The organism is Dokdonia sp. Asnod1-B02 (assembly GCF_045063955.1).
Taxonomy (GTDB): Bacteria; Bacteroidota; Bacteroidia; order Flavobacteriales; family Flavobacteriaceae; genus Dokdonia.
This window is the reverse complement of the sequence record NZ_JBEFNW010000002.1, coordinates 1,239,836-1,253,479: the sequence shown is the minus strand read 5'-3', so window position 1 is coordinate 1,253,479 and position 13,644 is coordinate 1,239,836. Positions and strand designations below refer to the sequence as shown.

Here is a 13,644-nt window from a genome sequence, read left to right as displayed (position 1 = left end):
GTATCTCACACACCATTTATACACCATACATCCCATCAAGCAAGCCATTATGCTCAATATTGTACTCATCAATCCAGAAATCCCAAACAACACAGGTAACATAGGTAGGCTTGCCCTCGGTTCTGGCTGCAAGTTGCACCTTGTAAAACCCTTTGGTTTTGAGATAGACGACACCCGCCTTAAACGCGCAGGTCTTGATTACTGGCAGCATCTAGACGTACAGTATTATGATAATACAGAAGACTTTTTTAAAAAGAACGCTTTCGCGAAAATGGCCTTTCTCTCAAGTCACGGCACAAAGTCACATTATGACATTCCTTTTGAAGAAGACCTATTTCTCGTCTTTGGAAAAGAATCTAAAGGACTCCCAAAAGAAATCACCGAAAAACACCCGGACCAACTTTATAAAATCCCATTATTTAGCGAACATATCAGAAGTTTAAATCTCGCAAATGCCGTGGGAATTGTAGCTTATGAGGGAATAAGGCAGTTGAATTTATAGATATGAATAAAAGAAACCTTGAATGGCTTATTGAAAAATATATGAATTTTTTTTCTCAGTTTGGGATGGAAGAGCAAAATATCATTGATTACTATGAAACTTGGAAGAAAACTAATACCGAGAGTATTGACAACTACCTTTGGTTTATTTTCAACAACCTACTTAACGAAAATAAAATTCAATCAAATGATGTTCTAGGCTTTTACGAAAGAAATTTAAAGATTTATTCAGCTATGCTTGATTTTCGAAGAAGAATTGAGCACAGAAAAGCTAATGAAATTCTGGCATTATATAATCTTACAAAAGTTAATATAGAATTACAAAACAGACGCAATTCTTTACACTATCACTTTGGTATTATAGGATGTAAAGATTGTGACGAAAGTAAAGAACTAACTGGAACATACATATCTATAACAGAAGCACTCGAAAACAAAACAATTCCCTATTCTGAATGTACGAGAAGGCAAGGATGTGCTTGTGGAATGGCTATGGTAGGAAAAAGGGATAGCGAAGGCAATCTAATGTTTAATTAGATTCACCCTTCCATTAGATACAACCCCCTACAAAGTAACCACTGTAAACTCGCCTCCTAGTGGCTCCAGCGCATTTACTAACTCAGGGATGAGTTGCTCGCCAAATTCTAGATAAAACTGTGAGAAGTTGGTATTTCTTTCTTGCAGGCTTTGCATTGGGAAAACTTCGTTTTGTAAATCTACTAGCCGTTGTACGTGATCACTTAGTTTACGCTTTTGTGCACGTAGCAATCTACTCTCTAAGTTTTCTAAACCTTTGAGTTGTTTTACTTCTTGTGCTTTTACGGCTCCTATAAAACTAGCATCTGTCTCTTCGGCTAGTAAGTGCATTGCTTTAAACTGCTCTTTTAAGAAGCTGCGTTGTGCAGAGAAGTCTATCTCTATATTTGAGATGGCACGTACCTTTCGGTTAATGAGTTCGTTTTGTTTTAGAAATAAATTTGGCAATGACACGCCTAGATTTTCTGCCTTTGTACGTTGCTTTTCGGTACGTATTAATGCCGAGTTACGAAGTAATAATGCTGGAAATGGAACTCCCACTTCTTCAAAATATGTTTTAAGTTGGAACCAGTACGCCAGCTCTCCGCCTCCACCTATGTAACAAAGATTCGGTAAAATCACTTCTTGAAAAAGTGGTCTCAGCAAAGCGTTAGGCGAGAACCGTTCTGGATGGTTAGCAAGCTCGTTGAGTATCTCATTTTCGCGAAAGCGGATATCTGTATCATTTACCACATACACATCATCCACTTTGATAATACGCTCACGTATACCTTCTTTTATGTAAAACAAGTTAATCTCACGAGGATGCACTTGCTCTGGATACCCTAGCGCAGTGAGTTGCTCGGTTTGCTGTGTCACCTTTGCGTGTGACACGCCCTCTAGCAATTCTCGTTGTACATAAGGAGCAAATAGCTCTTTAAGTCCCGCGTCGTTACCATCTACAATGACAAGGCCGTACTCACCAAAAAGCTCGTTACCTAGATAGCGCGTTGCATCTGCCAGGTTATCGTGATTTAGGTAGGCATCACTAAAAAGTTTTGAGAGGTACTCCGCATTTCTAGAAGTCCCCAGCTGCGTTTTAAACAATGCTAGTACCTCAGCCAGCCCATCGGTTGAGAGTTCGCCTACGGCGCCACCGTCCTCACGATTCCATTGTACTTTTTTACCTTGAAAATTAAAGTAGTTAATCTCGTCAAAATCGTGATCCTCTGTCGCCATCCAGTAAATAGGCACATAATTGCGGTCTGGATCTTTCTCTTTAAGCTCCTTGCAGAGATTAATAACAGAGATAATTTTATATAAAAAGTAGAGCGGCCCCGTAAATAAATTGAGCTGGTGCCCTGTGGTGATGGTAAACGTGTTTTCGCTAGCAAGATGCTCTAGGTTGAGCTGCGTCTCGGCAGAGGTATTTGTATTTTTATATTGCGCGATAAGGGAATCGTATAAACGCTTTCGCGAAAGCGGACTAAAAAATTGTCCCTTCTCTGCTGCCTGTTTGATAAGATTATCTGCTGTAGGAAATCTGTGATAAAAGGGCTTAAGTGCTTCTTCTTGATCTAAATAGTTTGTGATAAGATTAGAAAAATACCCAGTTTCACGGTACGGCAGACAGTCAGTTGGCATAAATTATGGTTTAGATAGTAAAGATAAATCCGTTAAATAGCGACTTTTCCCAAAAAAACGTTAAAACGCTGATTTGCGGCGAGCTCTTTTTATAGCTTTAGCTTTTGCTAAAACCAACCAAATGCTCAGAATCTACAGCTTTTTTGTCGCCTTATTTCTCACAACATTACTTACCGCACAAGTACAATCTCCCTCAGAATTTCTGGGCTACGAGATTGGAACGCAGTTCTCACGTCATGCAGATGTAGTGCGTTACTTTGAGCATGTTGCAGAAAATAGTGACCTAGTAACGTACCAAACATATGGTAAAACAAATGAGCGCAGACCGCTTACGTATGCAGTAATTACAACAACTACAAATCACAACAATCTAGAAAACATACGTAAAGCAAATCTTGAACAAACAGGTATTGCCTCTGGTAATTCTGGCACGGCAGATAAGGCAATAGTCTGGCTTTCATATAACGTGCATGGTAACGAAGCTTCTTCTACGGAGGCATCTATGGCTACATTGTATGAACTTGTGACAACAAAAAAAGACTGGCTAGAAAACACTGTGGTTATTATAGATCCTTGTGTAAATCCAGATGGACGTGACCGTTATGCAAACTGGTTTAACCAAGTGGCATCTACACCATATGATCCAGCTCAAGTAGCTGCAGAGCACGATGAGCCGTGGCCAGGAGGAAGACCTAATCACTACCTTTTTGACCTAAACCGCGATTGGGCTTGGGCTTCTCAAGTAGAATCGCAGCAACGATTAAAAGTATATAATAAGTGGATGCCACACGTGCATGTAGATTTCCACGAGCAAGGCATTAATAGCCCTTATTACTTTGCTCCAGCAGCAGAGCCTTTTAATGAGATTATCACAGACTGGCAACAAGAATTCCAAGTAGAAATAGGAAAAAACCACGCTCGCTATTTTGATAAAGAAGGTTGGCTATTTTTTACCGGAGAGAGTTTTGACTTACTTTATCCATCATACGGAGATACATACCCTATGTTTATGGGTGCGATAGGGATGACCTACGAGCAAGCCGGTCACGGTCGTGCAGGATTAGGAATAGATACAGATCAAGGTTTTGAACTTACACTTGTTGACCGTGTGGCACATCACAAAACCACAGGACTTTCTACTATAGAAATATCCTCTGCAAATGCTGGTAAGCTTAACACCCAATTTAAAGACTACTTCAACACAAGCGGCCTTAAATATAAAAGCTACGTACTTTCTGGAAATCTAGACAATCTTAAAGAACTTGCGACACTGCTAGACAGGCACGAGATCAAATATGGCTTCTCATCAAACGGGAAAGCCTCAGGATTTTCTTACACCTCAAACGGTCAAGGAAGCATGAGTTATGATATGGCTATGGTCGTGAGCACTAATCAGCCAAAAGGTAAAATGGTAAAAGCGCTTCTTGAGCCAGATGCAAAACTGAGCACACCACTTACCTATGACATTACTGCCTGGAGTTTACCACACGCTTACGGGCTTAATGCTGTAGCAAGCACATCACTCGTTACTGCAAATGCGGCAGATCCTTTTACCACAAACAACTCAAACCTGAACGCAAACGCAGCAGGTTATATCGCAAAGTGGAATAGCCTTGAAGATGCAAAGCTACTTGCAGCTTTATTAAAAGAAGGAATTAAAGTCCGTTTTACAGAAAAGCCTTTTGCAAATAATGGTATCTCTTATGAACGAGGATCGCTAGTAATTACAAAAAGTGATAACAAAGGACGTACAGATTTTAATGAGGTTGTAAATACGCTTTCGCGAAAGCATAACAGAATCCTTAACGCAACTAATACTTCATTTTCGACCTCTGGTCCTGACTTTGGATCATCATCTATGAAGCTTATCAATCCGCCGAAAATTGCATTATTAAAAGGAGAAGGAACCTCATCATTAAGTTATGGAGCCACTTGGTATTTCTTTGAGCAAACACTAGGATATCCTGCTACCTCGATTGATACTGGTAATTTAGGTCGCGTTGACCTTGAAGAATTTGACGTACTTGTAATGCCTAGCGGCTGGTACGGAAGTGTACTTAATGATAGTACGCTAGATAAAGTGAAAGATTTTGTGCGCGGTGGCGGAAAAGTAATCGCGATAGCAAATGCCGTAGGAAGTTTTGCTGGAAAATCTGGGTTTAACTTAAAACGCAACAGCAATTCAAGTGATGACGACGATACTTCGAGCGATGATAATCTCATTCCATATGCAGAACGCGAGAACGCAAGCACGACAAACTTTATAACAGGTTCTATCTTTAAAACCAAAGTAGACCCTACACATCCTATGGCTTTTGGGTACGATGACACCTACTACTCTTTAAAACTAGGAAGCAACTCTTATTCATATCTTGACAAAGGTTTTAACGTGTCTTACATTCCAGAAGAAGTAACCAACGTTGCAGGATTTGCGGGTGATAATGCCAAAGCAAAACTTAGCAAGTCTCTTATTTTTGGAGAAGAACGCATGGGGCGTGGAAGTGTAATCTACATGGTAGATGATCCACTTTTTAGAGCTTTCTGGCACAATGGGAAGTTATTTTTTGCCAATGCTATTTTCTTGACTAATAATGGAAAGTACAGTTTGTAAATACAACGCTTACTAAAACAAAAAAATGCCCTGTTTCAGGGCATTTTTTTTGTTACTCTTGCGGACATCTCCCTGACTCCCTCTTGGAAGAGGGACACTGTTGTGGGTAGGTTACGTTATTGGAAAAACTAGGCTATTTCATCTCAAACCTCACCATCTTGACCTCACTCTTTTCACCATCAAGATCTGTCCAGGCGACATATACTGCATCGCCTACAACCTCTAGTTGTGGGAAGCCGCTTTGTCGTTCGGCAGAGGTGTTGGTTACTGTCACTGGTGCGTCGTGTGTGCCATCTACATATACTCGTGCTACTTGTAGTACAACGTTTTCACCCATTGGCTCTAACCACGAGATGAGAGCGCTACCATCACTCATAAAATCTGCATCTACTCTACCTATTGCGCTTCCGTTATCTACACGTATTGCACCTCCAAAAGAGGCTCCATTATCGTTTGAAAATGCTGTAAGAACTCTAGGAGTTTCACCCTCTGCAGTAAACCAACTCACCACCACATTTTCTTCTTGAGTCGCGATTGCAGGTCCGTTTACGGGGCAACCATTTAGCTCCCAATTGTCATTTCCTATAACCATAGGTTTTGTCCATGATCCATCTACCCAACGTACGATTGCCATATCTCGTACCTCAGGTTTAGTTTCTGTGCGATCTCTATAAACGGTAATAGGACCATTATTTGTAATTGCGATAGCTGTATTACAGCAGTCACAAACTCGGTTATCTATCTCCGTATCTTGAGTTATATTTCCCGCCAAATCTATGTAGGCGTTGCGCAGGGTCATTTGATTCTTAGCCTTGTCTTCGTTTTTAGTATTTCTTCCGTCTAGCCAGCTAGCATAAAAACCTCCATCATACGCTTGGATTGATACAAAGCCATGCTCTGCATCTACATCATCTGTATTGAGCAGAAAATCGTCTTTTATTATTTGATCACCTTTAGATAATTGCAATTTGATATTATAATCATACGTACCCTCTGCAGATTTTTCTAAGATATTAGTGAGCACGTAATCACCATTTACACCCAGTGCCGGAAAATCTGCCCAGTTTACAAACCAGTTATCTCCAGATGTAATGGTTCTAGGTTGGCTCCACTTGGCACTATCGTAACTAGCATATTTTACAATCGCCATCTTGTCTTCTTGCTCCACCCAAGTCATATGTAATTTACCGCCACTCGACTTGAGTCTAGGTAAATGAGACTTTCCTGTAGAAGGAAGTTCTATAGTAGTGAGTGAGGCATTGACAGTAGCCATTTCTACAGCTGACTGTTCTATGACTGGTGCAACCTCCGTTTGATTAGACTTTTTACAAGAAGTGAAGAAGATTAAAACAAAAAATACTAAACCAGTAATACGCATAGGGAATGTGTTTATAAATGCTACAAATGTAAGCGTTGCGCAGAAACTCTTACACACAAAAAAGCCTTTCAAAACATTTGTTCTGAAAGGCTTTATATAAATCATGTTACTACTTCTTACTTTTTAGTAGCGCGCTTTGCGTGTAAAGCTTGTGGTCGCTCTAAAGCTACAAGTGGTTCAGCATAAAGGTCAAAATCTTCGGCCTCTGTGATAGTTACCATCGCGTAATCTCCTGTTTTTAAGTAGAATTTTGTTGCGTCTACAAGTACTTCATTATCCACATCTGGAGAATCAAATTCTGTACGACCTATAAAGTAGTTTCCTTCTTTACGATCTACAACAATCTTGAACTCCTTCCCTATCTTTTGCTGATTAAGCTCCCAAGAGATTTGTGATTGGATCTCCATAATCTGATTGGCACGATCCATTTTTACATCTTCAGGCACATCGTCTTCTAGGTTAAATGCGTGTGTATTTTCCTCATGAGAATATGTAAAACAACCCAAACGCTCAAAACGCTGATCTTTCACCCATTGCTTCATAAGTTGGAAATCTTCTTCTGTTTCTCCAGGGTACCCAACAATAAGCGTAGTTCTTATAGTCATTCCTGGTACGCTTTCGCGAAAGCGGTCTAACAACGCATTTGTCTTCTCCATCGTAGTACCACGACGCATAGACTTCAAAATATGATCTGCAATATGCTGCAGTGGTATATCGATATAATTACACACCTTAGGCTCGCGGTTCATCACATCAAGTACATCAACTGGGAATCCAGAAGGAAATGCATAGTGCAAACGAATCCACTCGATTCCTTCTACTTGAACAAGGTTTTCAAGAAGCTCTGCAAGGTTACGTTTTTTGTATAAATCAAGACCGTAATATGTAAGATCTTGCGCAATAAGAATCAACTCTGTCACGCCGTTTGCAGCAAGTTTTTTTGCTTCAATCACTAAGTGCTCTATTGATTTTGATTTATGCTTACCTCTCATTAAAGGAATCGCACAGAAAGAACAAGGACGATCACAACCTTCGGCTATTTTTAAGTATGCATAGTTTTTTGGAGTAGTTGTTATACGCTCCCCTATAAGTTCATGCTTATAATCTGCCCCAAGTGCTTTAAGTAATCCCGGTAATTCTGTTGTTCCAAAATACTGATCTACATCTGGAATTTCCTTTTGAAGATCCGGCTTATAACGCTCAGATAAACATCCTGTTACAAAAACTTTATCTACTTCTCCTTCTTCCTTTTGCTTTACATACTCAAGAATAGTGTTTACAGACTCCTCTTTTGCGTTGTCTATAAAACCGCAAGTATTAATCACGACGATATTACCTTCTTCCTCGTGAGCAACATCCATCTCATTTGCTTTAAGCTGGCCCATTAAGACCTCACTGTCATAAACGTTTTTTGAGCAACCTAGAGTTACTACGTTTATTTTATTCTTTTTTAATGATTTTGTACGCATAGCATTCCTTTTAAGGGAGTGCAAAGATAAGCCAAATAACATAGTAATAAGAAAGCTATCTAAAACGAGAAAAGTCAGCATCTTACTGCTGACTTTTTTCTCATTCTAATATGTATTATATTTTCTAAAACTAACTAGCTTCTAGTCATCTAGATTATTTTTATTCCTGATATCCTTCTGGTAACGTTCTAGCTTTAAGTGTACTCTCTACACCTACTGCAATATTGTAAATCACTTCTTCCTGCTTAGATGGAGTGATGATGGTAATTCCCTTAGGCTCGCCTTGTGCGGTGAAGCCCATAGGTATTGTGAGTGCTGGATAGTGTGCTGCTGCGGCATAGCCAGCATCATAATTATTTATGGAAAGTATGGCGTCTAGTTGACCACCAGCTTCTGGGTGCTTACTCAATGCGTCTTGGAAGTATGCTTGAGTAACCTCCATAAGGTTTTCTTTAATTGCTTTAAGCTCTACAGCGGTTGTGCTATCTGCAACGATACCTTTAAAAAGCTGTTGACCGTAGGGAATACGTGTTAAGCTATCTTGATTGTTAAATGTGATAAGCTCCTCTATATTTCTATTTTTTACAGATGAGGCTACCTCAGCATCATAGTAAGCAGGTAGATCAATTTTCATATCTATATTTAAGATAGACAGAAAACCAGGCATATTAACTCGCTCCATATCCACCTCAACGAGTGTAGCTTTGGTTTGCTTTAATTTATCAATGGCAGCCGCATAAGTACTGTCTTGCAAGTATCCTTTTATCACACCAAGATATTTTCCTTCAAGATTTCCTTCTTTAACAGCTTGTACATAATTACCAGAAGATGTATAGCTATAAGCATCTGCAGTGTCCTTACCTGTGAGTGCTTGTAATAGGATTGCGTTATCAACTACATTCTTCGTCATAGGTCCTGGAGTATCTAAGTGACTAGAAATTGGCACAATCCCACTGCGGCTTAAAAGACCGATGGTAGGTTTAAGCCCGACCAGATTATTTTGGCTAGAAGGTGATAATATAGATCCACTCGTTTCTGATCCTATGGCGGCTACTGCATAATTTGCTGCTACACTCACCCCTGATCCAGAACTTGAACCTCCCGACTCAAATTGCAAACGACCGTATGGGTTAATAGTTTGCCCACCCACGGCACTATAACCTACAGGACAACCTGTACATAAAAAGTATGCCCACTCACTCAAGTTGGCCTTACCAAGTATAATGGCATTTTCCTCCTTAAGCCTTTTTGTAATAAATGCATCTCCTGCGTTATTATCTGCAAGCGCTACAGAACCTGCAGTCGTAATCATACCAGCTGCTCCTATATTATCTTTTAAAAGTATAGGCATTCCATACACAGAATATTCATCTATGGTAGATTTATCTTTATTATCCAGTGCTCTTGCTTCTTGTACCGCTTCTTTATTGAGTGAGATGACTCCGTTAAGCGCCAAGTCGTTATCACTTTCAAAACGAGCAATACGGTTTAAATAAAATAGCGTAAGTTCTTCGTATGAGTAATCGCCATTTTTGATGTGCTTCTGGATGGTTGGAATATCCTGCTCTATAATAAGCGGAGAGATTTCTGAGATACGCTTTCGCGAAAGCGTATTTATCTCCCCATTAAGATCTTTCCAAATATCATTTTTATCGAGTCCCTTAGCATTTACAAGCTTGAGATGCATTCTGCTATTTTCAAGGGCTTGCGTTTTTGCAATATCTAGAGAGTCATTATAAGCTTCCCACACGTATCTAGGAGTTGTATCTATTGTGGTTGTAGGAGCATCGTTTTTACAAGAAAAAAGCGCCGTTGCGAGCGCGAGAGTATAAAGGTATTTCATAGTGCATTTTTATAGTCCTCTAAAAATACAAAAAGGTTTATCCAAAAGGATTAACCCACATCAAGAAACCGTAGATAAAAAACTTAGTAGATTCAAATGTAATCACTGCAATTACTGGCACCCACCAATTTTCTGAAGCTAGTGCTCCCTTAAGAATTCTCCATATATAAAATATGATGAGACTATAAAAAACAATAAAAATATAATGAGGAAAAGCAGAGTACTGAGCTAGATACTTAGGTACAAGTTCGCTTCTTACTGTAGCATGTGCCGTATACACGCTCCACACATTAAGTAGCATAAAACCAATGACAACAACTCGTAAAGTGCGCAACGTAAGTTCTGGAAGCCACCTAGGAACGAGTTTCATAAAAAGTAATGGCTTATTTAAAGAAACTATCTACAAACTCAACTTTGTTGAACACTTGCAAATCTTCGATACCTTCTCCTACTCCAATGTATTTTACGGGGATTTGAAACTGATCAGAAATGCCTATAACCACACCACCTTTGGCAGTACCATCTAGTTTTGTCACAGCAAGCGAAGTAACTTCCGTAGCTGCCGTAAATTGTTTTGCTTGTTCAAAGGCGTTTTGACCAGTAGATCCGTCAAGTACAAGAAGTACATCGTGAGGAGCATCTCCTACTACTTTTTGCATCACGCGCTTCACCTTAGTAAGCTCGTTCATAAGGTTTACCTTATTATGTAATCTCCCTGCAGTATCAATAATAATCACATCTGCGTTTTGATTTACACCACTCTCTAGCGCGTCAAACGCTACAGAGGCTGGATCACTACCCATTTGTTGTTTTACAATAGGAACATCTACTCTATCTGCCCACACTTGTAATTGATCTATAGCAGCTGCTCTAAACGTATCTGCAGCTCCTAAAACTACTTTGAGTCCTTGCTTTTTAAATTGATATGCAAGTTTACCTATCGTTGTAGTTTTTCCTACTCCGTTTACACCTACCACCATAATCACGTGTGGCTTGGCACCTTTAGGGATTTCAAATTCTGTTGCGTTTCCTACGTTAGTCTCGCTTAGTAAGCCAGCGATTTCCTCACGTAAGATCTGGTTAAGCTCATCTGTACCTACATACTTATCACGTGACACACGCTCCTCGATACGAGTAATTACTTTAAGCGTAGTTTTTACACCCACATCACTCGTTACAAGTACTTCTTCAAGATTATCTAAAACATCATCATCTACCTTAGATTTTCCAGCAACTGCCTTACTCATCTTATCAAAGAAGCTCGTCTTTGTTTTCTCTAAACCTTTATCAAGGGTTTCTTTTTTTTCTTTGCTAAATATTTTTTTGAAAAAACTCATAATTGTGTTGGCGGTTTTCTGGTATGGTGTCGGTAAGACAAAAATAGTGCCTTTTAGGGAGAATGCCGTTATGTCACCTCGCAGACTACACTACTGATTGTCAATTTTTTAAATAATTATAGAGACTTGCTATTAAAAAAAGCGCCTTAATTACAGTCGTGGCAATGGTTATGAAGCGTTGAAGTACGCTTTCGCGAAAGCGTAAAAACCTCAAAACACCCATGACTAATTACCTGACTTCTGTTATGGTAGTTTGAGAGTATAATCTTATTTTTACTTCAAAGAATAAGATTATATGAATATCCATTTTATCGCTATAGGTGGTGCAGCAATGCACAATCTAGCACTCGCATTACATCATAAAGGAGAAACGGTTACAGGTAGTGATGACACTATCTTTAACCCGTCAAAATCCCGACTTGAAAAGTATGGATTGCTACCTGAAGCATTTGGATGGTTTCCAGAAAAAATTACAGTAGATCTTGACGCTGTCATATTAGGCATGCACGCAAAGGAAGATAACCCTGAGCTTTTAAAAGCACAAGAGCTAGGACTAAACATATATTCATATCCCGAGTACTTATATGAACGCGCCAAAAATAAAACCCGTGTTGTTATAGGCGGTTCTCACGGTAAGACCACTATTACTTCTATGATCTTGCATGTCATGCATTATTGGGAGAAAGAAGTAGATTATATGGTAGGCGCGCAACTAGAAGGCTTTGACACCATGGTGCGCATGACAGATGATGCAGATTTTATGGTACTAGAAGGTGATGAATACTTAAGTAGCCCAATAGACCGCAGACCTAAATTTCATTTATATAAGCCCAACATTGCCCTACTAAGCGGTATTGCATGGGATCATATTAACGTATTCCCTACGTTTGATAACTATGTGGAGCAGTTTCAGATTTTTGTGAATTCTATGACCAATGGTGGTGCAATGATTTACAACACAGAAGATGAAAATGTCGTAAAAGTGGTAGAAAATGCCACTGCACACATTAAAAAATATCCATACGAAACTCCAGCATACAGCATTGAAGATGGAGAGACTTTGCTAGAAACCCCAGATGGGCCAATGCCTATTGAAGTTTTTGGGAAACACAACCTCAACAACCTTGCAGGTGCAAAGTGGATTTGCCAGCACATGGGCGTGGTAGAAGAAGACTTTTATGAAGCCATCGCTACGTTCTCAGGAGCTAGCAAGCGCCTAGAAAAAATTGCAGAAACTAATAACACTGTCATCTACAAAGATTTTGCACATAGCCCATCAAAAGTAAGTGCTACAACTACGGCTGTAAAAGAGCAGTATCCAGACCGCACACTTATAGCTTGTCTAGAACTGCACACCTACAGCAGTCTTAATCCAGAATTTCTAAGCGAATATAAAGGCGCGCTAGACAGCGCAGATGTTGCTGTGGTATTCTACTCTCCACACGCTGTCGAAATCAAAAAACTAGAGCCTATTACAACGCAACAAATAGCAACTGCCTTTGAACGCGATGATCTCATCATCTACACAGATCCAACCGACTTTAAAAAGTTTCTTTTTGAACAAGAGCTAAAAAACAAAGCGGTATTACTTATGAGTAGCGGTAATTATGGTGGACTAGATTTTGAGGAGGTTAAGGGGCTGGTGTAATGAAATATTTATTCTTATTTATTCCTTTTCTTGTATTCGGGCAAAAAACATACACATTTGACCATGCAATAGTATACGATTATGTCTCCTTTGACAAAAATCCCGTGCGTTGGAAATGGATTCAATTCCACAAAAGCATGGATAATAGTTACCAGGCAAGTGTTCACGTTAAGAATGATAGTACTTATTATTTTAATCTTACTTTTTCTGATAGCCGTAAACACCTTAGTGCTCAATTAGAGAGCTATGAACTTGCAGAAGGTTTTCAATTTACGATATCTAAGTCCATGATTCATGAATATCAACCAGGCCCCAATTCAATTAATAAAAACTTTGCCTTAACTGTTGAAAGTACTATCAAAGATTCTATAGCAAATCTAACTCTTCAGCCTATTGATGAAAAAAGAAAGAAAAGAAAAAAACTCAATACAACGCATTATCAAATAAATAAAAACATACCGAATTTCAAACCTAACTTTATAAACCGCATAACAAGAGGTAAGCTCAATGATACTCTCCCAAACTTCAATGGTGTTATCAAAAAGAAATGCACACAAAATTATAAAGGAGAATTTACAAGATGTTTTACTCTCGAAAAAGTTATTAAAATCAACACAGAAGTGATTGTTAGATAATTTAACCTCGACAACAAGAAATAAGAACTTCAAAAGGAATCATTACGGCATTATCAAACTCA

Annotated in this window: 11 protein-coding genes; 5 read left to right on the top strand and 6 right to left on the bottom strand. The window is 39.2% G+C overall.

Going from position 1 to position 13,644, the window contains the following annotated elements:
• Positions 1 to 46 precede the first annotated feature (46 nt).
• Together ACJJVU_RS05700 and ACJJVU_RS05695 are read left to right on the top strand one after the other, a co-directional pair.
• Positions 47 to 502: a tRNA (cytidine(34)-2'-O)-methyltransferase gene (locus tag ACJJVU_RS05700; protein WP_035336066.1), complete on the top strand. Its 456-nt coding sequence runs from the start codon at positions 47 to 49 to the stop codon at positions 500 to 502.
• A 2-nt stretch (positions 503 to 504) separates the two neighbouring features.
• The gene (locus ACJJVU_RS05695) at positions 505 to 1,038 is read left to right on the top strand and encodes a hypothetical protein (RefSeq protein ID WP_396597164.1); all 534 of its coding nucleotides are present in this window, start codon (positions 505 to 507) and stop codon (positions 1,036 to 1,038) included.
• Positions 1,039 to 1,065: 27 nt separating this feature from the next.
• Here the strand turns inward: ACJJVU_RS05695 and bshC are convergent, their stop codons facing one another.
• The gene (gene bshC / locus ACJJVU_RS05690; RefSeq protein WP_405223185.1) at positions 1,066 to 2,661 is read right to left on the bottom strand and encodes a bacillithiol biosynthesis cysteine-adding enzyme BshC; all 1,596 of its coding nucleotides are present in this window, start codon (positions 2,659 to 2,661) and stop codon (positions 1,066 to 1,068) included.
• Positions 2,662 to 2,782: 121 nt separating this feature from the next.
• On the opposite strand from bshC, the gene ACJJVU_RS05685 reads away from it, so the two are divergent.
• Entirely contained in the window at positions 2,783 to 5,272 is a 2,490-nt protein-coding gene (locus tag ACJJVU_RS05685) for a M14 family metallopeptidase (protein ID WP_405223183.1), read from the top strand.
• 133 nt (positions 5,273 to 5,405) lie between these two features.
• On the opposite strand, the gene ACJJVU_RS05680 is transcribed toward ACJJVU_RS05685, so the two are convergent.
• The 5 genes from ACJJVU_RS05680 to ftsY all read right to left on the bottom strand — a co-directional run bounded on the left by ACJJVU_RS05680 (position 5,406) and on the right by ftsY (position 11,299).
• A complete protein-coding gene (locus ACJJVU_RS05680) occupies positions 5,406 to 6,650 on the bottom strand; it encodes a hypothetical protein (protein ID WP_405223180.1) in 1,245 nt (414 codons plus the stop codon).
• A gap of 116 nt (positions 6,651 to 6,766) precedes the next feature.
• Positions 6,767 to 8,119 (bottom strand): 30S ribosomal protein S12 methylthiotransferase RimO, encoded by a 1,353-nt coding sequence (gene rimO / locus ACJJVU_RS05675; RefSeq protein WP_405223177.1) that lies wholly within the window; start codon positions 8,117 to 8,119, stop codon positions 6,767 to 6,769.
• A 160-nt stretch (positions 8,120 to 8,279) separates the two neighbouring features.
• Positions 8,280 to 9,962, bottom strand: coding sequence for an amidase family protein (locus ACJJVU_RS05670; RefSeq protein ID WP_405223174.1), 1,683 nt, complete (start codon positions 9,960 to 9,962; stop codon positions 8,280 to 8,282).
• Between the two features lie 37 nt (positions 9,963 to 9,999).
• Complete coding sequence (locus ACJJVU_RS05665; RefSeq protein WP_405223171.1) at positions 10,000 to 10,332, bottom strand: hypothetical protein; 333 nt, start codon at positions 10,330 to 10,332, stop codon at positions 10,000 to 10,002.
• Positions 10,333 to 10,345: 13 nt separating this feature from the next.
• Positions 10,346 to 11,299, bottom strand: a complete 954-nt coding sequence (ftsY, locus tag ACJJVU_RS05660; protein ID WP_298328633.1) for a signal recognition particle-docking protein FtsY — start codon at positions 11,297 to 11,299, stop codon at positions 10,346 to 10,348.
• Positions 11,300 to 11,594: 295 nt separating this feature from the next.
• Between ftsY and murC the strand changes: the two genes are divergently transcribed.
• Both murC and ACJJVU_RS05650 read left to right on the top strand, forming a co-directional pair.
• On the top strand, positions 11,595 to 12,947 hold the full coding sequence (gene murC / locus ACJJVU_RS05655) for a UDP-N-acetylmuramate--L-alanine ligase (protein WP_405223167.1): 1,353 nt from the start codon (positions 11,595 to 11,597) through the stop codon (positions 12,945 to 12,947).
• The gene (locus ACJJVU_RS05650) at positions 12,947 to 13,582 is read left to right on the top strand and encodes a hypothetical protein (protein WP_405223164.1); all 636 of its coding nucleotides are present in this window, start codon (positions 12,947 to 12,949) and stop codon (positions 13,580 to 13,582) included. The genes murC and ACJJVU_RS05650 overlap by 1 nt, the downstream gene beginning before the upstream one ends.
• Positions 13,583 to 13,644 lie beyond the last annotated feature (62 nt).

Coding starts and splice junctions, on each gene's coding strand:
- ACJJVU_RS05695 (WP_396597164.1), top strand. CDS start 505: ATGAATAAAAGAAACCTTGAATGGCTTATTGAAAAATATATGAATTTT.
- bshC (WP_405223185.1), bottom strand. CDS start 2,661: ATGCCAACTGACTGTCTGCCGTACCGTGAAACTGGGTATTTTTCTAAT.
- ACJJVU_RS05685 (WP_405223183.1), top strand. CDS start 2,783: ATGCTCAGAATCTACAGCTTTTTTGTCGCCTTATTTCTCACAACATTA.
- ACJJVU_RS05680 (WP_405223180.1), bottom strand. CDS start 6,650: ATGCGTATTACTGGTTTAGTATTTTTTGTTTTAATCTTCTTCACTTCT.
- rimO (WP_405223177.1), bottom strand. CDS start 8,119: ATGCGTACAAAATCATTAAAAAAGAATAAAATAAACGTAGTAACTCTA.
- ACJJVU_RS05670 (WP_405223174.1), bottom strand. CDS start 9,962: ATGAAATACCTTTATACTCTCGCGCTCGCAACGGCGCTTTTTTCTTGT.
- ACJJVU_RS05665 (WP_405223171.1), bottom strand. CDS start 10,332: ATGAAACTCGTTCCTAGGTGGCTTCCAGAACTTACGTTGCGCACTTTA.
- ftsY (WP_298328633.1), bottom strand. CDS start 11,299: ATGAGTTTTTTCAAAAAAATATTTAGCAAAGAAAAAAAAGAAACCCTT.
- murC (WP_405223167.1), top strand. CDS start 11,595: ATGAATATCCATTTTATCGCTATAGGTGGTGCAGCAATGCACAATCTA.
- ACJJVU_RS05650 (WP_405223164.1), top strand. CDS start 12,947: ATGAAATATTTATTCTTATTTATTCCTTTTCTTGTATTCGGGCAAAAA.